24 protein-coding genes and 1 pseudogene are annotated in these 26,996 nt (G+C 67.4%); 10 read left to right on the top strand and 15 right to left on the bottom strand.

The features are described 5' to 3' along the window. Positions 1–224: 224 nt before the first annotated feature. Together JOF45_RS12200 and JOF45_RS12195 are read right to left on the bottom strand one after the other, a co-directional pair. Positions 225–1,823 (bottom strand): phytoene desaturase family protein, encoded by a 1,599-nt coding sequence (locus tag JOF45_RS12200; protein ID WP_210050652.1) that lies wholly within the window; start codon positions 1,821–1,823, stop codon positions 225–227. After that, the gene (locus tag JOF45_RS12195) at positions 1,820–3,004 is read right to left on the bottom strand and encodes a hypothetical protein (protein WP_210050650.1); all 1,185 of its coding nucleotides are present in this window, start codon (positions 3,002–3,004) and stop codon (positions 1,820–1,822) included. The genes JOF45_RS12200 and JOF45_RS12195 overlap by 4 nt, the downstream gene beginning before the upstream one ends. A gap of 89 nt (positions 3,005–3,093) precedes the next feature. Between JOF45_RS12195 and JOF45_RS12190 the strand changes: the two genes are divergently transcribed. Then, positions 3,094–3,603: an SRPBCC family protein gene (locus JOF45_RS12190; RefSeq protein WP_210050647.1), complete on the top strand. Its 510-nt coding sequence runs from the start codon at positions 3,094–3,096 to the stop codon at positions 3,601–3,603. A gap of 244 nt (positions 3,604–3,847) precedes the next feature. Continuing rightward, entirely contained in the window at positions 3,848–4,681 is an 834-nt protein-coding gene (locus tag JOF45_RS12185; RefSeq protein ID WP_210050634.1) for a CGNR zinc finger domain-containing protein, read from the top strand. A 77-nt stretch (positions 4,682–4,758) separates the two neighbouring features. On the opposite strand, the gene JOF45_RS12180 is transcribed toward JOF45_RS12185, so the two are convergent. The 9 genes from JOF45_RS12180 to JOF45_RS12140 form a co-directional block, all read right to left on the bottom strand. Further along, positions 4,759–5,352 (bottom strand): OmpA family protein, encoded by a 594-nt coding sequence (locus tag JOF45_RS12180; RefSeq protein WP_210050631.1) that lies wholly within the window; start codon positions 5,350–5,352, stop codon positions 4,759–4,761. Between the two features lie 2 nt (positions 5,353–5,354). Further along, on the bottom strand, positions 5,355–6,137 hold the full coding sequence (locus tag JOF45_RS12175) for a hypothetical protein (protein ID WP_210050629.1): 783 nt from the start codon (positions 6,135–6,137) through the stop codon (positions 5,355–5,357). Positions 6,138–6,303: 166 nt separating this feature from the next. Further along, the gene (locus JOF45_RS12170) at positions 6,304–7,578 is read right to left on the bottom strand and encodes a serine/threonine-protein kinase (protein ID WP_210050627.1); all 1,275 of its coding nucleotides are present in this window, start codon (positions 7,576–7,578) and stop codon (positions 6,304–6,306) included. Then, positions 7,578–8,273, bottom strand: coding sequence for an RNA polymerase sigma factor (locus JOF45_RS12165; protein WP_210050625.1), 696 nt, complete (start codon positions 8,271–8,273; stop codon positions 7,578–7,580). Before JOF45_RS12165 ends, JOF45_RS12170 begins: the two co-directional genes overlap by 1 nt. A gap of 87 nt (positions 8,274–8,360) precedes the next feature. Then, a complete protein-coding gene (locus JOF45_RS12160; protein WP_342591492.1) occupies positions 8,361–8,744 on the bottom strand; it encodes a hypothetical protein in 384 nt (127 codons plus the stop codon). 69 nt (positions 8,745–8,813) lie between these two features. Continuing rightward, positions 8,814–9,368, bottom strand: a complete 555-nt coding sequence (locus JOF45_RS12155; RefSeq protein ID WP_210050618.1) for a hypothetical protein — start codon at positions 9,366–9,368, stop codon at positions 8,814–8,816. Positions 9,369–9,392: 24 nt separating this feature from the next. Next, positions 9,393–10,733: an MATE family efflux transporter gene (locus JOF45_RS12150; RefSeq protein ID WP_210050616.1), complete on the bottom strand. Its 1,341-nt coding sequence runs from the start codon at positions 10,731–10,733 to the stop codon at positions 9,393–9,395. Further along, on the bottom strand, positions 10,730–11,740 hold the full coding sequence (locus tag JOF45_RS12145; protein ID WP_210050613.1) for a CPBP family intramembrane glutamic endopeptidase: 1,011 nt from the start codon (positions 11,738–11,740) through the stop codon (positions 10,730–10,732). Before JOF45_RS12145 ends, JOF45_RS12150 begins: the two co-directional genes overlap by 4 nt. 56 nt (positions 11,741–11,796) lie before the next feature. Next, a complete protein-coding gene (locus JOF45_RS12140) occupies positions 11,797–12,801 on the bottom strand; it encodes an acyl-CoA thioesterase (protein ID WP_210050605.1) in 1,005 nt (334 codons plus the stop codon). A 165-nt stretch (positions 12,802–12,966) separates the two neighbouring features. Between JOF45_RS12140 and JOF45_RS12135 the strand changes: the two genes are divergently transcribed. After that, positions 12,967–16,182 (top strand): beta-phosphoglucomutase family hydrolase, encoded by a 3,216-nt coding sequence (locus JOF45_RS12135; protein WP_210050603.1) that lies wholly within the window; start codon positions 12,967–12,969, stop codon positions 16,180–16,182. A 128-nt stretch (positions 16,183–16,310) separates the two neighbouring features. Here the strand turns inward: JOF45_RS12135 and JOF45_RS12130 are convergent, their stop codons facing one another. From JOF45_RS12130 to JOF45_RS12120, 3 genes are all read right to left on the bottom strand, one after another. Further along, positions 16,311–17,660 (bottom strand): sugar porter family MFS transporter, encoded by a 1,350-nt coding sequence (locus JOF45_RS12130; RefSeq protein ID WP_210050602.1) that lies wholly within the window; start codon positions 17,658–17,660, stop codon positions 16,311–16,313. Positions 17,661–17,737: 77 nt separating this feature from the next. Next, positions 17,738–18,490, bottom strand: coding sequence for a sulfite exporter TauE/SafE family protein (locus JOF45_RS12125; RefSeq protein ID WP_210050600.1), 753 nt, complete (start codon positions 18,488–18,490; stop codon positions 17,738–17,740). A gap of 152 nt (positions 18,491–18,642) precedes the next feature. Further along, positions 18,643–19,581 (bottom strand): HpcH/HpaI aldolase/citrate lyase family protein, encoded by a 939-nt coding sequence (locus JOF45_RS12120; protein WP_210050598.1) that lies wholly within the window; start codon positions 19,579–19,581, stop codon positions 18,643–18,645. 77 nt (positions 19,582–19,658) lie between these two features. Between JOF45_RS12120 and JOF45_RS12115 the strand changes: the two genes are divergently transcribed. Both JOF45_RS12115 and JOF45_RS12110 read left to right on the top strand, forming a co-directional pair. Then, entirely contained in the window at positions 19,659–20,483 is an 825-nt protein-coding gene (locus tag JOF45_RS12115) for an electron transfer flavoprotein subunit beta/FixA family protein (RefSeq protein ID WP_210050591.1), read from the top strand. Then, complete coding sequence (locus JOF45_RS12110) at positions 20,480–21,478, top strand: electron transfer flavoprotein subunit alpha/FixB family protein (RefSeq protein ID WP_210050585.1); 999 nt, start codon at positions 20,480–20,482, stop codon at positions 21,476–21,478. The genes JOF45_RS12115 and JOF45_RS12110 overlap by 4 nt, the downstream gene beginning before the upstream one ends. Positions 21,479–21,582: 104 nt before the next feature. Here JOF45_RS12110 and JOF45_RS12105 read toward each other — a convergent pair whose 3' ends face one another. Beyond that, positions 21,583–23,052, bottom strand: a complete 1,470-nt coding sequence (locus tag JOF45_RS12105; protein WP_281069769.1) for an AbgT family transporter — start codon at positions 23,050–23,052, stop codon at positions 21,583–21,585. 62 nt (positions 23,053–23,114) lie between these two features. Here JOF45_RS12105 and JOF45_RS12100 point away from each other — a divergent pair. The 5 genes and pseudogenes from JOF45_RS12100 to JOF45_RS12080 form a co-directional block, all read left to right on the top strand. Further along, positions 23,115–23,654, top strand: a pseudogene (locus JOF45_RS12100) (ISL3 family transposase); the annotation flags it as partial. Positions 23,655–23,841: 187 nt separating this feature from the next. Further along, complete coding sequence (locus JOF45_RS12095) at positions 23,842–24,237, top strand: ArsR/SmtB family transcription factor (RefSeq protein WP_210050583.1); 396 nt, start codon at positions 23,842–23,844, stop codon at positions 24,235–24,237. Beyond that, positions 24,227–25,105 carry a permease gene (locus JOF45_RS12090; protein WP_210050581.1) on the top strand — a complete coding sequence of 293 codons (879 nt, stop codon included), beginning with the start codon at positions 24,227–24,229 and terminating at the stop codon, positions 25,103–25,105. Before JOF45_RS12095 ends, JOF45_RS12090 begins: the two co-directional genes overlap by 11 nt. Positions 25,106–25,152: 47 nt before the next feature. Next, a complete protein-coding gene (locus JOF45_RS12085) occupies positions 25,153–25,320 on the top strand; it encodes a hypothetical protein (protein ID WP_210050579.1) in 168 nt (55 codons plus the stop codon). Positions 25,321–25,585: 265 nt separating this feature from the next. Next, positions 25,586–26,959 (top strand): ISL3 family transposase, encoded by a 1,374-nt coding sequence (locus JOF45_RS12080; protein WP_245324190.1) that lies wholly within the window; start codon positions 25,586–25,588, stop codon positions 26,957–26,959. The last annotated feature ends 37 nt before the right edge of the window (positions 26,960–26,996 follow it).

Raw genomic sequence — 26,996 nt, 5'->3', positions numbered from 1 at the left:
CCACGGCCTCACCCAAGGAGAACTGCTGGGCTCAGAACGGGCCCGCACCTTCATCGACCGAGCCTTCACCGGCGACCTGCCGACCGGAACTCTTCCCCACGCACCAACTGTCGCGGATTACGCCCGACAATCTAAGGCCGGCGGCTTCCCAGAAGCCGTGGGGAAATCTCCGACAAGATCTGGTCCCTGCCGATCTCCAGCATCTGGAGCTGATCCCAGGAGGATCACGCGTACTCTCTGAGCACCCGCTGGGCAGCGTTGTAGCCGCCCATGCCGTGGGCGCCGCCACCGGGCGGCGTGGAGGACGAACACAGATAGATCGCCTCCATCCCGGAGGTGTAGGGCTCCAGCGGAGCCGCCGGCCGCGAGACGAACTGGCGCAGCGTGGGCGATCCTCCGGAGATCGCCCCACCGACGAGGTTCGGGTTCCAGGACTCGAGGTCCTGCGGGGTCCATACGCGCCGAGCGAGCAGCTCGGAGCCGAACCCGGGAGCCTGACGTTCGATCTCAGCGTCCACCAGGTGGGCGGCCCGCTGAGCAGCGGATGCGGAGACCCCCTGCGGGACGTGAGCATAGGCCCAGACCGCGTGGCGGTGATCGCCGGTGCGGCTCGGATCCGCCACCGAGGGCTGAGTGAGCAGCACGTAGGGCCGGCCCGGCAGGACTCCGCGCGCCACGGCAGACTCCGACCCGGCCAGCTGTGCCGCGGAACCGCCCAGATGCACCGTTCCGGCACGGCCCAGCTCCTCGCGGGCCCACGGGATGGGCCCGTCCACCAGATAGTCCACCTTCACCACAGCTGGCCCGTAGTCCCAGCGACGCATGGCGCGGCGGTAGCGCTGCGGCATGTGGAGCCCGTCCATCTGCAGCAGCTGCGCCGGGGTGAGGTCCAGCAGCACCACATCAGCCACCTCGGTGGAGCTGCGGCGGCGTCGGCGCGCGCCCGCCGCCGTGTTCCCTTCGATCTGGTATCCGCGACGCTTCAGATTCCGCCGCACTCCGCGGCGGGCACCGCTCAGGGCCACATCCTTGATCCCGGTGACCTCGAAGCCGGTGCGCAGCTCTCCGCCGTGGGCCTGAAGGTCCGCCGCCAAAGCCCGGGTGACCTCCCCGGATCCGCCCCGGGCGAAGGGCCATCCCGTCACATGTCCTGTGGCACCCATCATCACGCCGAAGGCGCCGCTGAGCGGGTTGCTCAGCGGCATCGTGGCGTGGCCGGCCAGACCTGCGAAGAGGGCTTTGGTCCGTTCCTCACGGAAGATCCGGTTCACCGCAGTGGCCGGCCAGGCTCCGCGCCCGCCCAGCTGAAGATAGGCCTTGATCCGGCTCAGCGGATCGGCGCTGCCCCCGTTGGAGAACGGCCTGGTCGGAGGGGCCAGCGCAGCGCGGCCCACCTCAGACCAGTTCTCCACCACCGCGCCGAAGATCCGACGCCACCGGTCGGCGTCGCGCCCCAGCCCCTCGGCAGTGAGGTCCATGTCCCGGTGCAGCAGCGCCGGCTCCCCAGGGCCGCTCGGGCTGCCCGGGCGGCCCGGCTTCGCTCCGTCCATCCCATGGGCGGCCGCGATCTCCGGCGTCGCCCAGTCCAGGCCGTAGTCCTCCAGCGACAGCTCCTGGAAGGCCAGAGAACTCTCTCGGAAGGGAAACACGGAGGCCCCGTAGTCGCTGAGCACCCCCTCAGCCAGCAGCTCCCCGGAGCGCACCGCCCCGCCGGGCGCCTCGGCCTGTTCATAGACGGTGACCTCCCAGCCCGCCCGAGCGAGCAGAGAGGCGGCCACCAGACCGTTGGGACCGGAGCCGACGACGGCGGCGCGGACAGTCATGGGGTCTCAGCCTCCTGGGATGCCGCCGTGACCTGGGCGAGCATCGCTGCGATGTGACGGATGAACACGATCAGCCATGAGAAGAGGATCCCGGCAGCGATGAGCTCCAGGGAGGTCAGGTTGTAGTAGCCGATCGGTCGCCACAGCGAACCGGCGAAGATCAGCGCGGCCGCGGCCAGCAGACACATCAGGTAGAAGGTCTTCGGAAAGCCGGGCAGCCAATAGGGCATCCCGATCAGCAGCGCCAGGAAGAACACTCCGAAGGAGGCGGTGACCAGCGTGTGCAGCTCGTTCTGCACGTTCACCGGCACCATCCCGACGCCGGCCAGGGAGGCCCCCATGCCGATCATCGTCACCCGCACCGCCAGCACGCGAGGGCGGCGGAAGTGCCTCAGACGCCCATGGCGTTCGGTCAGGTGGTTCACCCAGATCTCCAGGTCCCGGGTGATGAAGGCGGTCAGGGTGGTGATGATGACCCCGGAGACGATCAGCGTGGTGTTGAAGGTCCAGAAGCTGGTCAGCCCGGCCTGACCGGTGCCCAGCTCGGAGAACATCACATGCCACCAGAACGGGTTCTCCGCGAAGAGCATCGAGACCAGCACGCCGGAGGCCATGAAGATCGCCAGCAGAGTGGACAGGGAGAAGGCGTTGATCCGCGCCCCGGAGTTGAAGCTGAAATAGGCCGCACCCGCCCCGACGATCCCCAGCAGGATGGAACCGGCGATGTAGTCCACCGTCAGCCCGACGAAGGCCTCCTGGAACACCCGGAACAGGCCCAGGGCCGCCATCACGGCGATGGAGGAATGGGCCACCAGCAGCGCCACGGTGTCCAGCAGCTGCCGGATCCTGGGCCGCTGACCCAGCCAGAGGTTCGCCATCCGGGTGTTGAGCGAATAGCCCAGCACGAAGGCGATCCCGGCGGTCACTCCGCCCACGATCGAGGAGTAGAACTGGATGGATGCGTCCCCGGCCAGCGCCGGCTCGGCTCCCGGGAAGGCGATGAAGCCCACGGCCAGGCCGATGATTCCGCCCAGGATCGCGCTCCAGACGGCCCTGGACTCGACCAGGATCTGAAGCCGGGCCTGCGAACGAACCTGAGACGGCGTCGTCGTCGTGGGGTGTCCTGCCTCCTCCACGGCAACACGAGCGGCCAGGCGGCGTGCTTGGCCGCGCCTGCTCATCGTCACCATGACAGCCCACCACTCTCTTCGCCTCGATGCAGTGGATACCCAAGTTACCGAACCCGGGGCTGTTCCGTAGACTGCCCAGTATGGGAGACACACCACAGAGTCTGGACCGGGGTGCCGAGATCGTCACCTACACGATCACTGTGGATGCGCCTGCGCACCAGCTGTGGGCGATCGCGGCGAACCCGCACCGTCACCATGAGCTGGACGGCTCCGGCACAGTCCGCTCCAGCGCCATCGGGCCCCGACAGCTGATGACCGGGGACCGCTTCCGTGTGGACATGAAGAAGTTCGGCCTGCCCTATGCGCTGACGCTGCGGGTCACCGAGTCCCGACCGCCGGAGACTCCCGACGCCGGCGAGCCCGTCACCGGCGTGGTGGAGTGGCGTCAGCCCACCGGCCACCGGTGGCGCTGGGAGTTCGCGCCCGTCGTCGGCGACGGCGGCGCCGTGCGGACCGAGGTGACGGAGAGCTATGACGCCTCCGGACAGCAGCCGGTGGTGCGACGGTTCCTGAACGCCGTGAAGGTCACCGAGGAGAACGCCCGCGGGATCCGCGCCTCTCTGGAGCAGCTGCGCGCGCGCTTCGCCTGAGGAGTCGGCGTGGAGTGCCAGATGTTACGGTGCCTCAGGTGATGACCTTCGAAGCGTGAGCGGCACGGATACCCGAAGACAGTTTCGGGTGTTGTGCCGAAACTCCCGCTAGACTGAAGGTGACGAAGAGGATCCGCAGGAGTCGTGCACCTGACTCCCGTCGGCTCTGTTCATGTTGCACCAGAGCACCACCGTCGCCGTTCCGACGGGGGTGCACCTTTATTCCTGTCAGGAGAAGAACTGCATGTTCGACGCAGAGATCAATCGCGCGCTGACCGCGGCCGTGGACCTGTTGAATACGGCTGAGGGACAGCACAGCGCCAAACCGATCCCCGATGATCTCACCAGCATCGAGGCGCTGAAGAAGTTCGTGGCCGCGCGGGACTCCTCCCTGGGATGGACGGCCTCCGGCGCCGACCGCGATGAGGTGGACCGTGTCCGAGACCTGCGCCGCAGCGTGGCGGCCATCTGGACGGCGGAGGAGGGCGAAGCCCCGGTCGAGAAGCTGAACTCCCTGCTCGAAGGCGTGGGGACCAAGGTGGTCCCCACCTCTGAGGGCTCAGGCGACGAATCCGCCTACCGGGCGGTTCCCATCCCGGTCAGCAGCAAGCCGGCCGATGTGATGACGGCCAGCATCGCCAACGCCCTGCAGTTCCTGGTGGTCCAGGGTGAGACCGGCCGTATGCGCACCTGCAAGGGCGCCGACTGCGACGCCGCGATCGTGGACCTGACCCGCAACCGCTCCAAGCTGTTCTGCGACTTCGGCAACTGCGCCAACCGTGCCCATGTCCGGGCCTACCGCGCGCGTCAGGCCGCTCTGCGCGAGTCCGCCAAGCGCGGCGGCTCCGAGGCTGCGGCCAAGAAGTCGGCGGCCGCGGGCGAGGCTGCCGCCGAGGAGAAGTCCGGACGCAGCAAGCCCTCCTCCGCGGAGAAGGCCGCCGAGCTGGAGGAGCCGACCTCGGTGTCCTCGGTCGCGGCCAAGGAGTTCCGCGACCGCATGCGCGATGATCTCATGGAGAAGCGCGATAAGAAGGACAAGAAGTCCAAGAAGAAGGGGAAGAAGAAGTCTAAGAAGTAGGATCTCTCTCTTCTCCCAGACGACGGCGGGCCCGGTGCATGATGCACCGGGCCCGCCGACGCATGGGGTGAGGTGGGTCAGTCGCCGTAGCGGATCTCCACTCGACGGTTCGCCGCGAACGTGCTCGGATCATCGTCATCCTCCGTCACGGCCGGCTCCTCGTCCCCAAATCCCTCGACGTCCAGCTCAAGATCCGGGCGCTCCTCCTCCAGGACATCGGCGACCGCCTCGGCGCGGCGCTCGGAGAGCTCCTGGTTGTCGAAGTCATGGGCCTCCGGGACAGGGTTGGAATCGGTGTGGCCGTGCACGTCGACGACGGCGCCCTCCGGCACCTCCTCGGTCAGCGCTGTGATGGATGCGGCGGGCGACTCCGGCAGATCCCACTCCATCGCGCTGAAGAGCAGGTCGGTCTCCAGAACCACCACATCTTCCTCCTCGGACTCACTGTCACCCAGCTCGGTGACGTTGTCATGGCCGGACCAGACGATGATCGAAGAGTCCAAGTCACCCTGGGAGATGCCGCCCTCAGGCTCCGGCGGTGGGCCCTGAGGGATCTCATCCTCCGCCTGTCCGGCTTGGGCCGCAGAGGCCAGGCCCACGGAAGCCACCGCCACGATGGATCCGGCGCCCAGGGCGGAGAGCAGGTGCGTGCGCCATGTGCGGGCAGCCATGATCACTCCTCCTCGTCCTGCTCGTCCTGGTCAGCGCCGCTCCGGGCATCGGCGTCCTGGTCAGCGCTGTCGTCAGCGCTGTTCTCGTCCTCAGACTCCTCGTCCTCAGACCCCTCGGAGCCGCGTGGCTCGTTGCCGTCCCAGTCGATCTCCACGTCCTCGAACTCGATGGCCCCTGGCACCACGGTGACGGTGATGCTGTCGATGTCATCGATCGGAGTGGAATAGTAGCCCCAGTACGGAGCGGTCTGGCCGCTCTCATATCTCAGGGATGACGCGCCGACATCGGTGGACCAGGTGTCCCACTCACTGGGTCCCAGGAGGGTGTACTGCTTGAGGTTCTGACGATCGTTGAGCACGGGGTAGAGATTCTCCCCGCCGAACATGCCGAAGACCGCGTGCTCATCACGGTCGTAGAACTCACCGGTGAAGGACAGCTCCAGGAGCATCACCTCATCGACGACGCGCAGCGAATGCAGTCCGACCTCCACGCTGTTGCTGCTCTCCCCCGGAACCTCATAGACGATGGTCTCGATGGCATCTTCGGGATCCAACGGACCCTCCTGTCCGGCGGAGCCGGACTCGTCATCGGCCTCCTCATCCTGCTCCGGGGCCTCGCTCTCCTCGAGGTCCTCCTCCGAGGTCTCCTCGACCTGGCCGGCCGGCTCTCCCTCTTCGAACTCAGCCGGCTCATCGGCCGAGCAGGCGGTCAGCGTGAGCATGGCCAGCGCGGCAGTTCCGAGCCCACCGCGCAGCAGTGTGGTCTGAGCTGGAGTCTTCTCCATCGCTTCTGTCCCTTCGGTGTGTGATTCAGCGGTATGTGATGCAGGGATCTGTGGTTCAGCGCGGGCGCAGCACCCGGTCATCGTTGTCGTGACGCCTATGAGTCGTTGCGGATGCTCGAAAAGTTGCACCATCGAGGAGAAATCTCTCAGAACCTCCTCCGGATCCTCACTCCTCCGTGACGTCGATGGTGTGGCTGGCCTCGAGTTCAGCGCCCTCCGGAGTGTGGGTGCGCAGGACGACCTCGGCGGTGCCGGGGCTGGTGGGCGTCAGCACCGCCTCCTCCTCATCGGCCAGGTGCCCGCCGGTGGGCAGCACCCACACCCAGGAGTCCACGCCCTCCACCTGGGCGGTGAACGTGGCCGGCTCCCCGACGGCGACTTCCTCAGGCCCGTCGATAGCCACCGAGACGTCCGCAGAGGAGGACGGCACGTCCTGTTCGGAGCCGCGCAGCAGATACCCTCCCAACAGGCCCAGCGCGGCGGCCAACAGCACGACGCCGACCATGGCCAGTCCGCGCTTCCAGGGCGAGGCCCGACGGCGCGGTCCCTCAGTCTTCTCGGGATCAGCGGAATGGATGTGATCACCCGAGCGGGGCGTGACGGACGGCGGGTAGTGACCGGGAGGGACGGGCAGCGCCAGCGCCTGCTCCACCTCAGCCAGCCAAGCGGCGACGTCGGGGTACCGGCGTCGGGGATCTGTCTGCAGCCCGCGCTTGAGGACCCGGCGCAGCGCGCGGTCCATCTCCGGAGGGAGGTCGGCCTCCTCGCCCACCCAGCGCAGCACGGCGGACATCGCCCAGATGTCGGCGCGGAAGTCGACCAGGCCGGTGCCCTGCTGTTCGGGCGGACGAAAGCCGGAAGTGCCACCGGAGACCGTGAGCCCGGAGTTCATGGCCAGGTCCTTGCACATGCCCAGATCGGCCAGCAGCAGACGTTCGTCAGGGCTCACGAGTGCCGATGCCAGCGGCTCGGCCTCCTGGGTCTGCTGAGGCTCCTCCTGGGCGGGGGCGCTGGCCAGCAGGACATTGCCGGGACTGAGATCACGGTGGACCAGCTGGGCGCGGTGCACTGCTGCGACGGCGGCGGCCAGCGGCCGGGCCACGGCCAGCAGATCCTCCCGACGGGGGCGCCAGCCCCTGCGCCGCAGCTCGGTGACGCGCTGGGCGAGGGTGCCGCGATCGGCATGGGCCAGCACCAGATAAGGCTGCTGGCGGTCGGATTCTCCGATGTCATGGACGCTGACCACATGGGGGCTGCTGACCCGGCGCAGGCTGCGACCCTCAGCGATGAAACGTTCCCGGATCTCCGGGTTGAGGCTGTGGTTCTCCGCGAGGATCTTGACCACCACAGTGTCATCGAGGTGCTCATCGCGGGCCCGGTGCACGGTGGCGAAGGACCCGACGCCGATGACCTCCTGGAGCTGATAACGGCCCGCCTGCATCAGAACTCCTCGCTCAGCTGGGCGGCGACCATGGCTCGTCCGCGGCTGATCTGGGCCTTCACCGTGCCCTCGGCGCGGTCCAGGCGCTGGGCGATCTCCGCATAGGTCAGACCGTCGATGTCGCGGAGGGTGACCGGATCCCGGTAGAGATCCGGCAGGGCGGCCAACGCGTCCTGAACGGTGGCGCGGGAGGCGACCATGGAGCTCATCCGCTCGGCCGGGCCGACCTCTTCGGTGAGGGAAGTGGTCTCGCGCCGGCGTCGCAGGTGGTCGGTGACCCGCCGTCGGACGATGCTGCGCACCCAGGTGGTGACCTTGCCGCGACCGTCCCAGGAGGCGGCCGAGGAAGCGATGGAGATCAGCGCGTCCTGGCTGACGTCCTCCACGGCGGAGTGGTCCAACAGAGCCGCTCCGGCGAAGCGGCGGACCACGCATGAGGCGTCGAGGGCTTCGATGAGCAGCTCCACAGCCAGCGGGTTCTCTGCCGCGCGGGAGGCCAGTTCAGCCAGGGCGGCGTCGAGGCCTGCCGACTCCACGGCCTGGGAGGTGAACCGGCGTGCGGCACTGTCCTCGCCGGCGTCGAGCGCGCGCTTCAGCTCAGCGACGAGGTCTGAGGCGGAGTGTGGGGCGGGGTCTGCTGCAGAGTGAGGTACGGGGTCTTCCGCGGACGAAGGCTCACCGTAAGGGTGGGTCATGGGACCAGTCTATGACGTGCCTGTGGACCTCCCTGCTTCCCGTGGGTCAGGGGAGCAGGGACAGGAGCGGCCGAGGAGAAGGGCTGCTCAGCCGTCGTCGCGGCGGCCGTACTTGGGCTCTTCGCCGGCCTCGCGGGCACGCTCGGCCTCTTTGCGGCGAGCCTCCTCGCGGCGCTTGGCCACCTGCTGACGGTAGAGCTCCTCAGAGTTTCGGTTCACCCCGGCACCCTGGGAGAGCTCCTCAGGGTTCTCACGGGAGGCCAGCTGCAGCATGGAGACGATCAGCAGGGCGGCGATGAACGCGATGCCGAAGGCGATCAGACCCAGGTCCACGCGCGGCGAGTTCTCCGTCCCCCCGGAGGCTGCGATGGTTGTGACCGCTGCCGCGACCAGACCGAGCGCAGCGGAGAAGATCAGCGGAGCCTTCACCGTCTCCAGGAAGGAGCGGCGGCCTTTCTTTCCGTCAGCCACTGAGAATCCTCTGTTCACGCGCGAATGTGTACTACCCGATTCTACTTCTTCTACAACGTGTCGAAAAAGTCACGACTTCTTGGAGTCATGGATCAGCCCGCCGCCGCTGATCAGCAGCAGCACGGCCATCACGATCACGCCCATGCCGGAGATGCCCAGGATTCCGTGCGGGTCCAGCTGGCTCCCGACCATCAGGGACACACCGGTGAGCGTTCCCACCGCGCCCAGAATGGTGTGATCCCGCGCAGGGACGAACTCCTCTCGGCTGCGCAGCCCACCCACCAGCTCGGCGACCCCCATACCGAGGAAGCCGACGGCGGCGACGACGGCCGCCGCAGTGTTGCCGCCCACGAACACGGCGGCCACACCGGAGAGCACCCACACCGAAGCGCCGACGGCGAGCATGCCGCGCAGCGAATCCGGGACCACCTCGAGCTTGGCGTAGTCCCAGACGGCGGTGGCGCCCAGGACGAAGAACGCCGCCAGCGAGATCTTCAGCAGCGTGAGGGTGTCGTCCTGCCAGAACGTGGTGAATATGGCGAAGGCCAGAGTGATGAGGCCTCGCATCCACACCGGGCGGATGAGGTCCTGGGCAGTCGGGGCTGGGATCTTCTTCACGGACACGCGGACGATTCTACCCGCCATAGGTCACCGCGACTCCCCGAGCACCATCCAGCGCTCCCCGGCGGCGCGCACGCCCAAGGTCACCCCGCGCGCACCCATGAACACGACGGCGAACCCGACCCACAGCCACAGGATCGCTTGGGTTCCGCCCAGGCCCAGCGTGCTGATCCACCACAGCACCGGAAGGTAGACGGCCAGGTTCACCAGGCCCACCACGGCCAGGTACTGCACATCACCGGCCCCCATCAGGACGCCGTCGAGCACGAACACGTAGCCGGCCAGCGGCTGGGCCACCGCCATGACCAGCAGAGCCGCGGTGATGGAGGAGGCGACGCCGGCGTCGGGCGTGAACAGCCCTGAGCCGAACGGCGCGAAGAGTGCCAGCAGCGCCCCGGTCAGCACGCCGAAGCCCAGTCCCCACCAGATCATCACGCGGACCATATGGCGCGCACTCTCCCGCCGGGCCGCCCCCAGCTCCTTGCCGATCAGCGCCTGGGCGGCGATGGCCAGCGCGTCCAGGGCGAAGGCCATCGTGGAGAACACGGTGAAGGCCACCTGGTGGGCGGCCAAGGTCTGAGGCCCCAGATCTGTGGCCACGAAGACGGTGGCCACGATCGCCGCCCGCAGGCTCACAGTGCGCAGGAACATCCAGAACCCCACGCCGAAGGATCGGCGCAGACCCAGACGATCCGGCCCCAGCTCCACCTTCTGAGCGACCAGCCGCGGCACCAGGATGATCAGATAGGTCAGCGCCATCCCCCACTGGGCGATGGAGGTCCCGACGGCGGCACCGGTCACACCCAGCCCGACACCGTGGACCAGCAGCAGGTTCAGCAGGATGTTCCCGCCGAAGCCGACTCCGGCCACGATCAGTGGGGTCTTGGTGTCCTGCATCCCGCGCAGCACGCCGGTGGCGGCGAAGACCAGCAGGATCCCGGGGATCCCGGGCAGCGACCACAGCAGATAGTCCCAGGCGTTGGCGTGGACCCCGGGGCCGCCGGAGTCGTGGCTGCCCATCAGGCCCAGAAGCTGTTCACCGGCGACCGCGCCCAGCAGCGCCAGCCCGACGCCGAGCAGCAGCGCCAGCCACAGGCCGTCGCGCCCGGCGGCCAGCGCCTTGCTGAGCCGGCCTGCGCCGATATAGCGCGCCACGGCCGGCGTGGTGGAGTAGGCCAGGAAGATCATCAGACCGGTGACCGTGTGCATCACGGTGATGCCGAGGGCGGCTCCGGCCAGCTCCTCGACGCCGAGCCGGCCGATGATGACGGTGTCGGCCAGCAGGAAGAGGGGCTCGGCCAGCAGCGCGCCCAGAGCGGGGACCGCGAGCGCGAGGATCTGCCGCGGCAGCGGACGCGGGTCGCTCATGCGCCGACCAGCACCACGCGCAGGATGTGACCGGCCTGCTCCAGCTGGTCCAGCTGCTCCTCCATGTCCTCGGCCCAGGGCATCACGTAGTAGGTGACCAGCAGCGACATGGTGTTGTTGAAGGCATGCAGCAGCCAGGCGTAGATCAGTGAGCGCCCGGTGAGGATGTAGGCCAGGGTGAAGGCCAGGCCCATGGTCAGATACGGCAGGACAGCGACCAAGGTCAGGTCATCGGCCGCCCCGACGAGTGCCGGCAGGAAATGGAGGAGCGGGAATGAGACCACCGAGATGGCCGCGCAGATCCAGATGTTCACATGCCGTGAGAGCTTGCCGATCAACAGATGCCGGAAGAAGTACTCCTCCACATAAGGGCCCAGCAGTCCGATGACCACGAAAGCGGCCAGGAAGGGCACCACCCCGAGCATCTCGACGATGCCCTCCTGATTCTGTGAGGTCTGCGGCTCCTCTCCGAGGATGAGGACCAGCGCAGCGTTGAAGACCAGGATGCCCACCCAGATGACTGGGATCAGCAGCAGCTTCAGCCACCAGAGGTACGAGAAGGTTCTGATCGAACGGACCAGAGCGCCGAAGGACAGGACGATGGCGACTGTGCCGAGGATGCCATAGCTGATGGCGTTGCCCAAGAAGGCGGCCAGGTTGAGGTCCTCCTGCACGCCGCTGGTGAGCAGATCGCTGACGCCGGGGAGCACGTAGATCAGCAGGGAGATCAGGCCTGTCATGAACCCGAGGATGTAGAGCAGGGTGGCTCCGGCGTCCCACCAGGTGAAGCGGCCGGGATCGGCGTCGAGCTGCCTCTTCCGGGGCGGCTGCGGGTACGGCTGGTACTGCTGCGGAGCCTGACCCGGATAGCCGGGCTGGAACTGTTCCGGCGACGGGCCAGGGGGCTGGAACGACGGGCCGGGCTGCCCGAGCTGCTGCCCGGAGTCCCCGGCCTGACCGGGCTGCTGTGGAGGGTACCCGTAGGGGTTCTGCTCTGGATGCGTCATCGGGTCCAGTCTAGAAGGGACCCATCGCCTCCCCGGCAGAAGCCCGCCCCCGCGGCTCAGCTGGAGGAGGCCAGCGGGCTGGGGGTCAGCAGCGTCGCGTTGCGCAGGTCCCGCAGCTGACGGGCCTTCTCGGCCACGGCGTGATCCTCATCGGTGATCGGCTCCCAGGGCGGGATGTGCCGGGCGGAGCCTTCGCCGTCGGGTGCCACCATCACGGGCAGACCGTAGGCGACCACCTCCGGATTCCGCTCCTGACGTCCGCCGGCACGCACACGCACCAGCACGTGCATGGACTTCGACCCGGTGAGCACCAGGCGGGCATCCACCTCCACCAGATCCCCGATGGTGATGGGCCGGTAGAAGCGCACCCCTCCGGTCAGCACGGCGGCGACGTCATAGCCGCAGTACCGCTCCGCGCAGATCTCAGCAGTCTTGTCGATCCACTTCATGACCGCACCGCCGCGCATCTTCCCGTCCGGATACCGATCCTCGGTGTCGGCCAGGAAACGCAGGGTCAGCGCCTCGGAGCTGCCCATCCCCTCCGGCATGGACTGGATGGTCTCCTCCACCTGACGCCGGTAGACCATGCGCTGAGAAGCGTCGACGTCACGGCGCCGCTCCAGCTCGGTCTGCGGCTCGAAGGGCTCCACCGGCGCAGGATCGCCGTCCTCCCCCACGGCCACATAGATCATGAAGCACTCGGTGCACACGGTCCAGACGTCGTCGGGGGTACCCCCGGCGCCTTCACCCTCAGCGCTCTCGGCTCGCGCGCCCGAGGCCGTGGTGTTCCGGATCAGCACGCGGGTCTGGATATGCACGGAGGTCTTGCCGGTGTGCACCACGCGCGCCTGCACGGTCACCGGAGTGTCCCGCGGGACCGGCACGGTGAAGTGCATATTGCCCACATAGGAGGTCCGACAGGCCGAACGCGCCCAGGAGGCGGCACAGGCGTAGGCAGTCTTATCGATCCAGTCGACGACGACGCCGCCGGCCACTGTGGTCTCTTTGGACGTTCCGGTGACCTCCAGGAACGTCAGCTCGATGCTGCTCCGCCGCGCCATATCAAGAACGGTAGCAGGATCATCGGCCCCGGGAGGAGGACACTGGAACCGGACACATGCCCGAAACCCAAAGTTGCCTAGGGTGACCGCAGCCCCGCGCATAAGATGGGGACGCGGACATGAAATGACAGTAGACGACCTCTGACACCAGCCGAGAGGTACCTGATGCATCCCTTTGAGAATCCCTTCCGTCACAGCGCCGAGGCCAAGCGGCACGCGCTGCGCCACTTCCGGGCGGTGATCTTCGACATGGACGGCGTGGTCACCGACACCGCCGGTGTCCACGCCCAGGCATGGAAGGAACTGTTCGACGCCGCGCTGACGGAGATCGCCGGGTCTCCGCAGCCGGAGTTCACGGACGAGGACTACCTCAACTACGTGGACGGCCGCCCGCGTGAGGACGGAGTCCGCAGCCTGCTGAAGGCGCGGAACCTCCCAGTGCCCGACGGCGACCCGGGCGACTCCCCGCAGACGCTGACGGTCCACGGCCTGGCCGCCCGCAAGCAGAGCTTCTTCGAGCAGGTGCTCGAGCGCGACGGCGTCGAGGTCTTCCAGACCACGGTGGAGCTGATCCACCAGCTGCGCGCCGACGGCATCCCCACCGCGCTGGTGACCTCCTCCCGCAACGGCCGCCACGTGCTGCAGATCGCCGGACTGCTGGATGCCTTCAACGTGATCGTCGACGGCACCGATGCCCTGGAGCTGGGGCTGCCCGGCAAGCCCAGCCCGGCGATGTTCCTGCACGCCTCTGCGCTGCTGCGCGTGGAGCCGGAGGACGCCATCGTGGTCGAGGACGCCGTCTCCGGGGTCCAGGCCGGCCGGGCCGGGAACTTCGGCATGGTGGTCGGACTGAACCGCGGCGATGACCCGTGCCGGCTGAAGGAGGGCGGGGCCGACGTCGTCGTCCAGGACCTCGCCGTGATGAACCTGGCCAACCGCACCACTAAGCCGTATGACCCGGACTGGGTGCTCAGCTATGACAGCTTCGACCCCAAGGACGAGCCCACCCGTGAGGTGCTGTGCTCGATGGCCAACGGCTATTGGGGAACCCGAGGCAACTACCCCGGAACCACGGCCGATGCCACCCACTACCCGGGCACCTACATCGCCGGGGTCTTCAACCGCCTGAAGACCGACATCATGGGCAAGACGGTGGAGACCGAGCATATGGTCAACATCCCGGACTGGACCTTCCTCCAGGTCACCCCGGAGGCGGGAAACCCGCTGCTGCCCGGCTCCCCAGAGCTCATCGACTACTGCCAGGAGCTGGACATGCGCCGCGGTCTGGTCACCCGGATCGCCCGCTTCCAGGACCTCCACGGGCGGCGCACCAAGGTCACCACCCGGCAGTTCCAGGCACTGGCCGGGGTGCAGCTGGCCGCCATGGAGATGAAGATCGAGGCCGAGAACTGGTCCGGCAACGTCAACGTCCGGTCCATGATCGACGGCCGGGTGGCCAACCGGAACGTGGCCGCCGACCGCGAGCTGGCCGGCAACCACCTCGACCCGGTGGACTCCCGCGAGGTCGACGGCGAGACCGTCCTGCTGGAGACCGAGACCAACCAGTCCAAGGTGCAGATCGCCGTCGCGACGCGGACCTCGGTGATGACCAACGGCAACACCCGTCCGATGCGCCGCCCGGTGCACGAGGGCAATCTGGTGGCCGGACAGGACATCTCCCTGCACCTCGACGCCGGGGGGCCGGTGCGGATCGAGAAGATCGCCGCGGTCTCCAACTCCCACGACCACGCCATCTCCACCGTCTGGCACAACGCGGTCAAGAAGGTCCAGCGGGCCTCCCGCTTCCGCACCCTGCTGACCTACCACGAGGAGATGTGGGGCGTGCTGTGGCACCGCTTCGCCGTCTCCATCGGCTCGGAGCCCTCCCGGCAGCAGCTGGCGCTGAATCTGCACACCTTCCACGTGCTGCAGACCGCCTTCGGCGCCCGCCATGACCTGGATGCGACCCTGCCGGCCCGCGGCCTCTCCGGGGAGGGCTACCGCGGTCACCTGTTCTGGGACGAGATGTTCATGTACCCGATGCTGACGCTGCGTCGCCCAGAGCTGACCCGTGGGCTGCTGCTCTACCGGTCCCGCCGGCTCGGAGAGGCCCGTGCGATGGCGCGTGCCGAGGGTTACGAGGGCGCGATGTTCCCGTGGCAGGCAGGATCCGACGGCCGCGAGGAGACTCCCACCGAGCTGTGGAACCCACGCTCGAACTCGTGGATGCCGGACAACTCCCACCGGCAGCGCCACGTCTCCCTGGCGATCGCCTACTCGGTGCTGCAGTACTTCGAGATCACCCAGGACTACACCTTCCTCTCCGACTACGGCGCGGAGATGCTGGTGGAGATCAGCCGGTTCTTCGCCTCGCTGGCCACCTACGACGCCGAGTCCGACCGCTACGACATCGAAGGTGTCATGGGCCCGGACGAATACCACGACGGCTATCCGGAGACCCCGGGCTCCGGCCTGCGGAACAACGCGTACACCAACGTCATGACCTCCTACATGCTGCGGCACACCGCGGAACTGGTGCGGGAGCTCGACGGCCGGGACGATCCGCTCTCCGAATGGCTGGACATCTTCGAGGACGAGCTGGACCACTGGGAGCACATCTCCCAGCGGCTGCGCCTGCACTTCCATGAGGACGGGGTCATCAGCCAGTTCGACGGCTATGAGGATCTGCTGGAGTTCGACTGGGAGGGCTATAAGGCCAAGTACGGCAACATCGGCCGCCTGGACCTGATCCTGCAGGCGGAGGGCGACGCCACCAACCGGTACAAGCTCTCCAAGCAGGCCGATGTGCTCATGCTCTGCTACCTGTTCTCCGCCCACGAGCTCATCAACACCCTGGACCACATGGGCTACGAGCTGACCATCGAGGACTTCGGGAACACGGTGGAGTACTACCTGGCCCGTTCCTCCCACGGCTCCACGCTCTCCCGGCTGGTCCACGCCTGGGTCGCCGCGCGCTTCGACCGCGCCGGCTCCTGGAACCTCTTCAAGGAGGCTCTGGAGTCCGACCTCTCCGACACCCAGGGCGGCACCACCCGCGAAGGCATCCACCTGGGCATGATGGCCGGGACCGTGGATATGGTGATCAGGTGTTATGCCGGCGTCGAGACCCGCGCCGATGCGCTGTGGATGCACCCGCTGCTGCCGGATGAGCTGCCCGAGGTCACCTTCCGGATGCGCTACCGCAACCAGCCGATCGTGGTGCACATCGATCACGAAGAGGTGAACCTGAAGCTCTCCGAGGGTTCGGCGGAGCCGATCGACGTCAACGTGGAGGGCAAGGCCAAGCAGCTGGCCCCCGGCGAGGAGTGGACGGTGAAGCTGGAGCATCAGGCCCGCGAGCATCAGCGCACAGGGGCCTGAGCCCCCGCTGCTGCGATTCACTGCGATTCCTACTGCGATTCGAGCGGGGTTTTCGCCCTTTTCAGCCTGATCAAGGCGTCATAAGGGCCAAAAGCCCGCTCGAATCGCAGGTGCGGCAGGCAGTGTGTTCAGCGCCGGAAGGACTGTTCGATCTGCTCCAGTGAGCGCTCCTTGGTCTCCGGGACCTTGGTCCAGGTGAACAGGAACGCCGCCGCGCAGATGCCTGCGAAGCCCGCGAAGACCCACCCGACGCCGAAGGCCTCCAGCACCGTGGGGAAGAACAGCGAGACCGCACCGTTGGCCACCCAGTGAGCGGCGGTGACCACACCCATGGCGGCCGCGCGGACACCCAGCGGGAAGATCTCGCCGAGCACCACCCACACCAGGGCTCCCCAGCTGACCTGGAACAGGAAGATGAACACGCCGAGGCAGCCCAGAGTGATGATGCCCAGCGGCCCGAGGCCCTCGGGCGCGGGCATGGTCAGGTTGACCGCGGCGAGCACCGCCAGGGAGATCGCCGTGCCGGCTGCTCCGACCAGGAGCATGGGCCGGCGCCCCCAGCGGTCGGTGTAGGTGATGGCGACCCAAACCGCCAGGATGTTCAGCGCGCCGATGATGAGGTTCGAGGCAATGGCGCCCTCGTCGGAGAAGCCCACATTCTGCAGGGTGGTGGGCGCGTAGTAGAGCACGGCGTTGATGCCCATGATCTGCTGGAAGACACCGAGGCCAAAGCCGACCAGCAGGATCGCCAGCACCCAACGCTGGGCCAGGGCGCGCAGGCCTCGGACGCCGTCGCGCTCCTCCTGCTGCTGGACCGTGTGGATCTCTTCCAGCTCGCCGCGCGCCTCCTCAGGGCTGCGGTCGCGCAGCAGCAGCTCATGAGCCTCCTGCTCACGGCCTTGGCGGACCAGCCAGCGCGGGGTCTCGCGCACGGCCAGCAGTCCCAGGGCGAAGAACAGCGAGGGCACCACGGAGAGCCCCAGCATCCAGCGCCAGGACTCCATGGGCGCGAAGGCCACGCCCACCAGGAAGCCGAGGAACTGACCGATCACGATGGCCAGCACGTAGAAGGCGGTGACGCGTCCGCGGATCTTCCGCGGCGACATCTCGGAGAGGTAGACCGGCAGCACGACGGCGGCCAGGCCGGTTCCCAGCCCCACCATCAGCCGGAAGCCGAAGAGGGTCTCCGTGTTCGGGGACAGCGCCATACCCAGAGGCGCAAGAGTGAACAGCACTGCGGTGATCATCAGGACCACCCGGCGCCCATAGGCGTCGGAGAGCCGGCCGCCCAGCGTGGCACCGAAGACGGCCCCCAGAGCCAGTGCAGTGACGACGCCACCCTCGGCCCAGCTGCTCAACTCGAAGTCGCGCCGCAGATAGACCAAGGCCGCGGAGATGACGCCGGTGTCATAACCCCAGTTCAGCCCGCCGAGGGCTCCGAAGAGATAGATCAGCCAAGGACTTCGCGCTCTGAGCATCCCTCCATGATGCCGGAGAGCGGAGAGATCGCCACGTCCGGCTCTCACGGCGCGCTCCAAAGACCCCGCCCGCAGGCTCAGAAGAACGTCATGCGCACGCCGGTGATCAGCGCCAGCAGAGCGCCCGCCACGGCCAGGCCCACCACAAAGCGGCTCACCACTCTGGCGTCCACCGCATTCTGGATCAGCCGCCCGATCCAGATCCCCAGCGGGATCGCCAGCAGCGCTCCCAGCCAGCCCCACCAGGGCAGGCCGGGCACGACGCCGTCGCCCAGGTACCACTTGGAGCCCACGGAGGCGGCGGCGATCACCACCCACAAGGGCTGCATCGTGGCGATCATGGGGAGCAGCGGCCAGCGGGAGAGCATCCCGTAGATGGTCAGCGGAGGAGCCGCCACACCTGCGATGACCGCCCCGGCTCCGGCGGTCACACCGGTGGCGGTCTGCAGCGCCGCGCCGTCCACGTGGACCCGGCCGGCGAAGAGCGACGAGGTGACCAGCCCGGCCAGCACCACGGCCCCGACCACGATGTAGAGCGGCCCGGCCGGCGCCTGCACCGAGACCCACGCGGCGGGCATCATGATCGCCAGCCCACCCAGGGAGAGCCAGAAGAACTTCCGCCACTCGATGTGGGAACGCAGCTCCCACATGATGAACAGCGGCGGGACCAGGCTCAGGAGATTCGCCAGCATCACGCCCTCATGGGGATCCAGCAGGACCACCAGGAATGGGGCCATGACCAGCCCGAACCCGAATCCGGCCACGCGCTGAACGGCCGAGACCAGCAGCACGAGGCCGCAGACGGTGAGGGCGATGAGTGCAGTGGTCATATCGGGTGACATTACCCCTGCTCAGCTCAGGGCAGGGAACCGGCGTCACAGTGTGGACGAGACGAATCGAACGGTGGACGTTCCGAGTTGTTTGGGCGAAGAACTGCCGTCTGAGAGCAGTTTCAGCGCTGGGACGGCAACTCTTCGCCCAATCAACGCTGGCGGGTGGCGTCGTACCGGCTGAGCACGCGCTGGGCCTGCAGGACCACCGGTGCGTCGATCATCTCGTCTCGGAAGCTGAAGGCTCCCACCACGGTCGGCTCAGCGTGGCGGCCTTCGTCCATGGCCAGGCCGGCTTCCTGCTCGAAGGCTGCGATCAGCGCCTTGGCCCACTCCACATCGGCGTCCTCCGGGGTATAGGCCCGCCGCACCGTGGCCACCTGGTTCGGGTGCACACAGGCCTTGGCGATGAAACCCTCCGCCGCTGCGTCCTCGGACTCCACCGCCAGGCGTTGGGAGTCCGCGAGCGCGCCGCAGATGGTGTCGATGGCAGGGATGCCGCAGGCCGCCGCCGTCAGCAGCACCGTGTGGCGGATGTGCCCGATCACTCCGCGCGGAGTGCCGTTGGGACGACGCGCGGTCACTCCGCCCAGCCCGGCGATCAGGTCCTCGGTGCCCCAGAACAGCGCCACCACTGCCTCGTGGTGAGCCAGCCGCTCAGCCTCCAGCACGCCCCGCGGGGTCTCGATCTGCGGAATGATCCCCACTCCGGGCAGACGCTCGGCCAGAGCGTCGAGCTCCTCCACGGACTCGCATTTCGGCACCACCAGGTGACCCAGCTCTGTGCCCGCCAAGGCGTCGAGGTCGGCGTCGAGCTCTCCGGAGGAGGCGGTGTTGACCCTGACCAGCGTGGTGGCGGGGTCCAGGCCGGGCTCCTCCCAGTTCAGCGCCTGGACCACGTTCTGCCGCGCCTGCTCCTTCTCCCCCGGGACCACGGCGTCCTCCAGGTCCACGATGACGGCATCGGAGCGCTCAGCCGCTTTGGAGAAGCGGTCCGGGCGGCTTCCGGGGCAGAAGAGCAGCGCCGGCCCCAGGGAGAATCGCCTCCCCTGCTGCGCGCCGGACGGACGGGGTATGACGGACTCAGACATCGCAGCTCCTATTCGTGGGAACATAGGAGACGTTTCCATACTCGAACCATCACGTCGAGAGTGAGGCGGTCCGTCACATGCCCCATGCGGCTGAAGTGCACATCATCGTCCCGGTCAAATGGGTCCCCGATGCTCAGCTCGAGCGCCGGTTCACCGAGCAGCGGCGCATCGACCGCAGCGAGGGAATCCTCGGCGAGCTCGACGAGTACCCGCTCGAAGCTGCGCTGCAGCTCAAAGAGGCCGCAGAGGCCGAGGTCCGGGTCTCCGCTCTGACCGTCGGCCCCGAGGGCGCCTCCGCCGCGGCGAAGAAGGCCCTGCAGATCGGCGCCGACGACGCCTTCCACCTCTCGGATGAGGCGCTGACCGGCGCCGATGTCTCCGTCACCTCGGCCGCGCTGAAGGCGGCGGTGGACCAGATCCTCGCCGCATCAGAGCTCGACGGCGACGCGCAGACCCTGGTGCTGACCGGCATGTCCTCCGAGGACGGCGAGTCCGGCGCAGTCCCGGCCCAGCTCGCCGAGCGTCTGGGCGCCCATCTGATCACCCAGGTCACCGCACTCTCCCTGGAGGAGGGCCCGCTGACCGCCACCCGCGTCTCCACCGGCTCCGGGCACGCCGAACAGCAGAGACTCGCCGCAGCCCTGCCCGCAGTGGTCTCGGTGACCGATCAGGCCAACGACCCCCGCTACCCCAACTTCAAGGCCATCATGGCCGCGAAGAAGAAGCCGCTGACCACCTGGCAGCTGGCCGATGTGGCCGGTGAGCCCTCCGCGGCCGAGACGAAGCTTCAGGTCCTCTCGGCCGAGGCCCGCCCACCGCGCACCGCCGGTGAGATCATCACCGATGATGGCGATGCCGGCGTGAAGATCGTGGAGTTCCTCGCAAAGGAGCGTGTGCTGTGACCACTGCCCTCGTGTTCTTCGATTCCCTGGCCGCCGACGGCGCCCTGTCCGCCGGACAGCAGGAGCTGCTGGCCGCAGCCCGCGGCCTCGGCGAGGTCGCCGTGGTGACCGGCGCCCCCGGTGAGACCGCCGCCCAGGCACTGGGCTTCGCTGAGGTCGCCACCGTCTACACCGGCGACGGCGAGATCTCCGCGCCCGACCCCGCCCTGGTCGACCTGCTGGAGACCGCGGTCCAGGAGAGCGGGGCCGGCGTCGTGCTGGGCGCCGATATCCCTGAGACCACTGATGCGCTGGCGCGCCTGGCGGTGCGGCTGGACACCGGGCTGATCACCGGCGGCATCGGCGTGGAGTCCTCGGCCGATCAGACGGTCGTGACCAAGCCCGTGCTGGCGGGCACCTACACCACCACAGCTGCTCTGAGCGACGCCGCGGCGGACCGGCCGCTGCTGGTCACCCTGCGCCCCAACAGCATCGACGCCGACCAGGTGGCCGCCGCGCTGAGCCCTGGCGCCGATCCGGAGGTCACCGCGCTTCCGGTCAGCGCCGGCCTCGGCAACGGGGCGGCCGCCGAGGGCCAGATCGAGATCCTGGAGCGCACCGAGCTGGAGAAGTCCGAGCGTCCCGCCCTGACCGAGGCCCGCGTGGTCGTGGCCGGCGGACGCGGCGTCGAGGGCGACTTCGGACCGCTGGAGGAGCTGGCCGATGAGCTGGGAGCCGCCATCGGCGCCTCCCGCGCGGCCACCGACGCCGGCTGGATCGACCATGCCGCGCAGGTGGGTCAGACCGGTGTGACCGTCTCCCCGCAGCTCTACATCTCGGCGGGCATCTCCGGAGCGGTGCAGCAGCGCTCGGGCATGCAGACCGCCCAGACGATCGTGGCGATCAACAAGGACGAGGACGCTCCGGTCTTCGAGATCGCCGACTTCGGCGTGGTGGGCGACCTCTTCGAGGTCATCCCGCAGATGGTGGAGGAGATCCGCCGCCGCAAGGGCTGAGCGCCCTACTGGACACAGATCACCCCGGGCTCATCCCGAGAATCGGCCGAGAAGGCCAGATCTCAGGAGGAACCCGGGGTGATCGTGCTCAGGCCCCGCTGACCTCAGTCGTAGAAGACCGGCGCGTTCGGCCCCAGCGGCAGGTCCAGGCCCATCCAGCCCATCGTCATCAGGGTCCAGACCGCCATGAAGGCCAGCGAGTAGGGCAGCATCACCGAGATCAGCGAGCCGATGCCGATGCGCTTGTCATACTTCTGCGCCACCGCGATGATCAGGGCGAAGTAGGTCATCAGCGGCGAGAGGATGTTCGTGCTGGAGTCCGCCACACGGTAGGCCGCCTGAGTGAACTCGGGAGAGATGCCCAGCTGCATCATGATCGGCACCATGATCGGCGCGAGCATGGCCCACTTGGCCGAGGCCGAGCCGACGAAGAGGTTCACCACACCCACGAAGACGATGAACAGCAGGACCAGCGGCACGCCGGTCATGTTGATCGACTCCAACCAGTCGGCGCCGATCACCGAGAGGATCAGCCCCAGGTTGGACTGGTCGAAGAAGGCGATGAACTGCCCGGCGGTGAAGGCGAGCACCAGGAACATGGCCATACCGGCCAGCGTCCGGGAGAGGTGGTCGACCACGTCGGTGTCGTTGCGGACCACCTTGGTGACGATGCCGTAGACCAGGCCGGGGACGAAGAAGGCCACGATGATCACCACGACCAGCGAGCTCATGAACGGCGACTGGACCACCGCACCGTCCTCACCGCGCAGCGGGGCGTTCTCCGGAACGATCAGCAGCATCATCAGGCCCAGAGTGACCAGCAGGGAGACGCCTGCCCAGATCAGACCGCGCTTCTCCACCGAGGTGATGGTCAGGTCCTCGGAGTTCTGGCCCTTCAGGACGCCTTCGCCCTTCCAGGTGCCCAGGCGAGGCTCCACGAGGAACTGGCTGACCAGGGTGCCGGTGATGACCAGCACGGCGGTGGAGACGATGATGAACCAGTAGTTCATGGCCAGGTTCATCTGATCCGCGTAGGCGGGATCGATGGTGCTGGCGGCCTCGATGGTCAGCTCACCGAGCATGACGTCAGTGCCGGAGAGCAGCAGGTTCGCGCTGAAGCCCGCCGAGACGCCGGCGAAGGCCGCGGCGATGCCGGCCAGCGGGTGACGTCCGAGCGCCATGAAGAGGATCGCGGCCAGCGGCGGCAGCACCACGTAGCCGGCGTCGGAGGCCACCGAGGACATGATGCCGGCGAAGACGATGCCGAAGGTCACCAGGAACTTGGGGATCGACAGGATGAAGCTGCGCAGCAGCGTTCCGATCAGACCGGTCTGCTCGGCCATGCCGATGCCGATCATGGTCGCCAGGACCACGCCCAGCGGCGCGAAGTTGATGAAGTTGTCCACCGCGGAGGTGAACATCCATTCGATGCCGCCGGAGGAGAGGAGGTTGAAGACCTCGACCTCTTCCCCTTCGAGCGGGTCCTGTACGGTCAGACCGGCCTGGGAGAACGCCCAGGAGAGCACGACGACCGCCAGGGCCAGCAGAGCGAAGAGCGAGACGGGGTGGGGCAGCTTATTGGGCTCTTCGCGTTTGAGGGTGTAGCGGCCGGGGCGAAGAACGACGGCGTGGCGGTGTGAACTGTCCCGGGGATGCGTTGGAGAGGACCAGGCAGCGGGTTCAACGTCAGACCACTGGGCACCGGGGTCGTTCTGGGGATCCGCTCTATGGTGCCCGCAGGACGCTGCGCACAGGAGCTGATCTGTTCAGCGAATCCCAGGATAGGAAGCTCACCCGCGTGTTCCCCTCTGATGAGCATGTCGAGGTCGAAGCGACCTGGGCGATCTACCAGAAGATCGTCGCCGTCTACCGGCACCCGAAGACGAGCACCGGCAAGCAGTTACTCATCGAAGTCATCGATGCCCTGCGCCGCGGGGTGCCCAAGCGGTTGCCGGAGCTGATCAGCCTGGGCCGGACCCTGAAGCACCGAGCAGTGGACATCCTGGCCTACTTCGACCGGCCCGGCACCTCGAACGGACCCACTGAGGCGATCAACGGCCGGCTCGAACACCTGCGTGGGACCGCGCTGGGGTTCCGGAACTTGGGCAACTACATCACCCGAGCGCTGCTGGACACTGGAGGATTCAGGCCCCTGCTACACCCTCATCTGCGATGAGCCGTTTTTCTCCGCAGAGCCAGGGGACTGGACCGTGTTCATTCCGGCCGCCTTGTGCGAAGTCGACCACACCGCGATGGCGACCGTACGCTCCCGAACACCTCCGGGTCTCCAGCGCCGCGGAGCAGTAGTGGCGACACAATGACGACCATTTGTGACACAAGCGATGACTTGTTAGTGTGTAGGCATGACCTCAACGATCCAACTCCTCGCCGTGGCTTCGGACCTCACGGCCAGAGAGCAAGCCGCCTATCTGGTGCCGACCCTGGCGGCGCTGGCCGATGAGAACCGCTTGACGATCGTTTTGTCCCTGACCGATGGGGAGAAGACGAACGTGCAACTGCAAGAGGCCACTGGGCTGAGCCAGGCGCTGGTCAGTCACCACGTTGCCGTTCTGCGCAAGGCCGGTCTGGTCACCTCCACTGCGCAGGGTCGCTCGAACCTGATCTCGATCTGCTGCGAGCAACTGGCTACCCCGGTCCAGTGGCTGGCCCACCTGGCCACCCTGACTCCGGCAGGACAGCAGGCCTGCTGCACCGAAGCTGCGATCCCGGCGGGTACGGCGACGATCGATGCTGACTGACACGCTCGGAACCTTCGCCCTCATCCTGGGCGAACTGCTGGCGCTGTTCCTCGTCGTGTCCACCACCATCGCATTGGTCAATCGGCGATTCGGGCCGGAGAAGATGCGGGACTGGATGAGCAACGGCCGCGTCCCCAGCCCCCTTAAGGGTCTGGTCCTGGGGGCGGTGACGCCGTTCTGCTCCTGCTCGACACTGCCCATGCTGGTCGGGATGCTCAACGCCGGAGTCGCTTTCCAAACGGCGATGACGTACCTCATCTCCTCGCCCTTGCTCAACCCGATCATCGTCGGTGGCGTCGGCATCATCTTCGGGTGGCAGACTGCGATCACCTACACGATCTTCACGCTTGCCGTGTCGTTGATCGCCCCGTGGGCCTGGGGCGCGTTGGGCATGGAAAAGAGCCTCAAGCGCGTGCGCGTACAGGGAGAGGGGACGCCTGAGCCATGGAACGGTCTTCGCAGTGAGATGCCCGGAGCGCTGCGGCAAGCCTGGACCGATCTGCGACCCTTGCTCATCCCGATGCTCGTCGGCGTGGCGATCGGGGCAAGCATCTATAGCTTCGTCCCCGCGGACCAGCTCACCGCGTTCGCCGGGGCCAACATCTGGTGGGCCGTGCCCCTGGCGGCGGTCATCGGCATCCCGCTCTACATCCGGCTGGAAACCATGCTCCCGGTCGGCCTCGCCCTACAGTCCGCCGGTGTGGCCGTCGGCCCCATCTTCGCCCTGATGATCGGCGGGGCCGGGGCCTCCCCGCCGGAGGTGTCGATGCTTGCGGCGATCTTCAAACCACGACTCCTGGCCACGTTCGTCATCACCATCCTGGCCGTGGCGATCGGTGGTGGTTACATCATCTCGATCACCGCTTGACCCAACCCAGAACCGTCCCAGCACACCCCTGAAGGAAAGGAACCACCATGGGATTGAAAGACCTGCTCACCGGACGTTCGAGCAAGGAGCAGTCGGACTGCTGCACCGTCGAAATCGTCCCCACCGACGAAGACGACACCCAGCAGAACGACAACGCTGAGGCATCCCAACGGGAAGACGGACGCTGCTGCCAAGACGACAGAGTTCAAGGCTGACACTCCAGAAATCCAAAACCCCGGTCACCGTCACCGGGACCACGAAGAGGACCCCCGCCACCAGCGGGGGTCCTCTTCCGCTGTCCTCAAGTGCTGGTCGTAGCCTGACGCCCTCGCTGAGGGTTACGGTCAAGCGCTGAACGGCAGACGGGAATAGCGGCCATTCGCGGTTAAGCGTGGAGGTGTCGTGGGTCAAGGGGCTCGCGCCCTTGTTGGATGATGGGTTCTGCGAGGAATCACATCGTCTACACGAAGGACGCGAGCTATGTTCCAGCCTACGGGCCCTGACCTGTCCCTGCCCACTGCCAGCAGCACTGCCGAGCTCTTTCGGGATCCGGACTCGGTGGTGTTCAACCTGCCCGGCTACCAGGTGGTCACAGCGTGTGATCTGCCGATGGGTGGCCGCCGGGTCATCGCCGTCGCCAACAGCGTCGAGGCGGCCTGCCCAGACTGTGGGGCGATCTCCTCCCGGGTGCATCAGCGCACCCGCCAGCGGGTCAAGGACCTCGGGGTCGGCGGCAAGAACATCGAGCTGATAGTCATCAAGCCTCGGTTCCTGTGCACCGAGGTTGCCTGTGCTCGGCGGACCTTCACCCAGGTCACCAGCCAGCTGCCCTTCCGTGCCCGGTGCACCGCCCGGTTGAAGGCCGCCGCTGTCGAGGCGGTGCTGGATGAGGGGATGCCGATCTGGCGGGCTTGTGCCCGTCACCGGCTGGGCTGGGCAACGATCAACGCCGCAGTAGTAGCCGATACGCTCACTATCCCTGATCCTGATCTGGTGCCGGTGCGGGCGCTGGGGATCGATGAGCACCGCTTCGCTCGAGCGAAGTGGTTCAAGCACCCCGAGACTGCTCAGTGGTGCCGGGTTGAACCGTGGATGTCGACCTTCGTCAACGCCGACACCGGCCACATCCTCGGCGTCGTCGATGGCCGCTCCAGTGCGAACATCACCCGCTGGCTGAACCAACGCTCCCAAGCCTGGCTGGACCAGCTGGAGGTCGTGGCGATCGACCCCGCTTCCGCGTTCCGCAACGCGGTGCGCCAGGTGCTGCCGGCGGTGGAGATTTCAGTTGATCACTGGCACGTAGTGCGCCTGGGTAACCAGATGCTCACCGAGGTCCGCCAACGAGTCACCCGCGAGGTCTTGGGTCGGCGGGGCCGCAAAGACGATTCAGTGTGGGCCCACCGGATGCTGCTGCTAAGAGCCGGGGACCGACTCACCGAGGCCGGGCTGTACCGGCTAGAAGAAGTCCTCGAGGATGCCGACTTCGAGGAGGTCGCTGCCGCCTGGGCAGTCAAAGAGCGCCTGCGGGCAATGCTGGCCGCCAAGGACATCCCAGCGGCCCAGAACACCCGGATCGACTTCGAGATGGCCGTGGCAGCCGCTGACATGGCCGAGACGGATAAGCTCGCCGCCACCGTCGCGAACTGGTGGACCGAGATCAAAGTCTTCATCCGCACCCAAGTCACCAACGCACGTACTGAAGCCGCAAATACCGGGATCAAGCACATCAAACGCACCGGCCGCGGATTCCGCAACCAGAAGAACTATCAATCCCGTATCCTAGGCACCAGCATCAGGCAGACACGCCGACGCCGCAGGATCCCCCACCAACAGGGACTCCACGCTCAACGGTGAATAGCCGGAATAGCAGGCGCCCCCGGAGGCCGATCGT

Origin of the sequence: Nesterenkonia lacusekhoensis (assembly GCF_017876395.1) — a bacterium.
Classification (GTDB): Bacteria; Actinomycetota; Actinomycetes; order Actinomycetales; family Micrococcaceae; genus Nesterenkonia; species Nesterenkonia lacusekhoensis.
The sequence above is the reverse complement of the archived record's forward strand: the minus strand, read 5'-3'. Positions and strand labels throughout refer to the sequence as shown.

Coding starts and splice junctions, on each gene's coding strand:
- JOF45_RS12150 (WP_210050616.1), bottom strand. CDS start 10,733: ATGAGCGACCCGCGTCCGCTGCCGCGGCAGATCCTCGCGCTCGCGGTC.
- JOF45_RS12190 (WP_210050647.1), top strand. CDS start 3,094: ATGGGAGACACACCACAGAGTCTGGACCGGGGTGCCGAGATCGTCACC.
- JOF45_RS12195 (WP_210050650.1), bottom strand. CDS start 3,004: ATGAGCAGGCGCGGCCAAGCACGCCGCCTGGCCGCTCGTGTTGCCGTG.
- JOF45_RS12120 (WP_210050598.1), bottom strand. CDS start 19,581: ATGTCTGAGTCCGTCATACCCCGTCCGTCCGGCGCGCAGCAGGGGAGG.
- JOF45_RS12135 (WP_210050603.1), top strand. CDS start 12,967: ATGCATCCCTTTGAGAATCCCTTCCGTCACAGCGCCGAGGCCAAGCGG.
- JOF45_RS12200 (WP_210050652.1), bottom strand. CDS start 1,823: ATGACTGTCCGCGCCGCCGTCGTCGGCTCCGGTCCCAACGGTCTGGTG.
- JOF45_RS12170 (WP_210050627.1), bottom strand. CDS start 7,578: ATGCAGGCGGGCCGTTATCAGCTCCAGGAGGTCATCGGCGTCGGGTCC.
- JOF45_RS12085 (WP_210050579.1), top strand. CDS start 25,153: ATGGGATTGAAAGACCTGCTCACCGGACGTTCGAGCAAGGAGCAGTCG.
- JOF45_RS12095 (WP_210050583.1), top strand. CDS start 23,842: ATGACCTCAACGATCCAACTCCTCGCCGTGGCTTCGGACCTCACGGCC.
- JOF45_RS12125 (WP_210050600.1), bottom strand. CDS start 18,490: ATGACCACTGCACTCATCGCCCTCACCGTCTGCGGCCTCGTGCTGCTG.
- JOF45_RS12115 (WP_210050591.1), top strand. CDS start 19,659: ATGCCCCATGCGGCTGAAGTGCACATCATCGTCCCGGTCAAATGGGTC.
- JOF45_RS12130 (WP_210050602.1), bottom strand. CDS start 17,660: ATGCTCAGAGCGCGAAGTCCTTGGCTGATCTATCTCTTCGGAGCCCTC.
- JOF45_RS12080 (WP_245324190.1), top strand. CDS start 25,586: ATGTTCCAGCCTACGGGCCCTGACCTGTCCCTGCCCACTGCCAGCAGC.
- JOF45_RS12165 (WP_210050625.1), bottom strand. CDS start 8,273: ATGACCCACCCTTACGGTGAGCCTTCGTCCGCGGAAGACCCCGTACCT.
- JOF45_RS12140 (WP_210050605.1), bottom strand. CDS start 12,801: ATGGCGCGGCGGAGCAGCATCGAGCTGACGTTCCTGGAGGTCACCGGA.
- JOF45_RS12185 (WP_210050634.1), top strand. CDS start 3,848: ATGTTCGACGCAGAGATCAATCGCGCGCTGACCGCGGCCGTGGACCTG.
- JOF45_RS12175 (WP_210050629.1), bottom strand. CDS start 6,137: ATGGAGAAGACTCCAGCTCAGACCACACTGCTGCGCGGTGGGCTCGGA.
- JOF45_RS12180 (WP_210050631.1), bottom strand. CDS start 5,352: ATGGCTGCCCGCACATGGCGCACGCACCTGCTCTCCGCCCTGGGCGCC.
- JOF45_RS12090 (WP_210050581.1), top strand. CDS start 24,227: ATGCTGACTGACACGCTCGGAACCTTCGCCCTCATCCTGGGCGAACTG.
- JOF45_RS12145 (WP_210050613.1), bottom strand. CDS start 11,740: ATGACGCATCCAGAGCAGAACCCCTACGGGTACCCTCCACAGCAGCCC.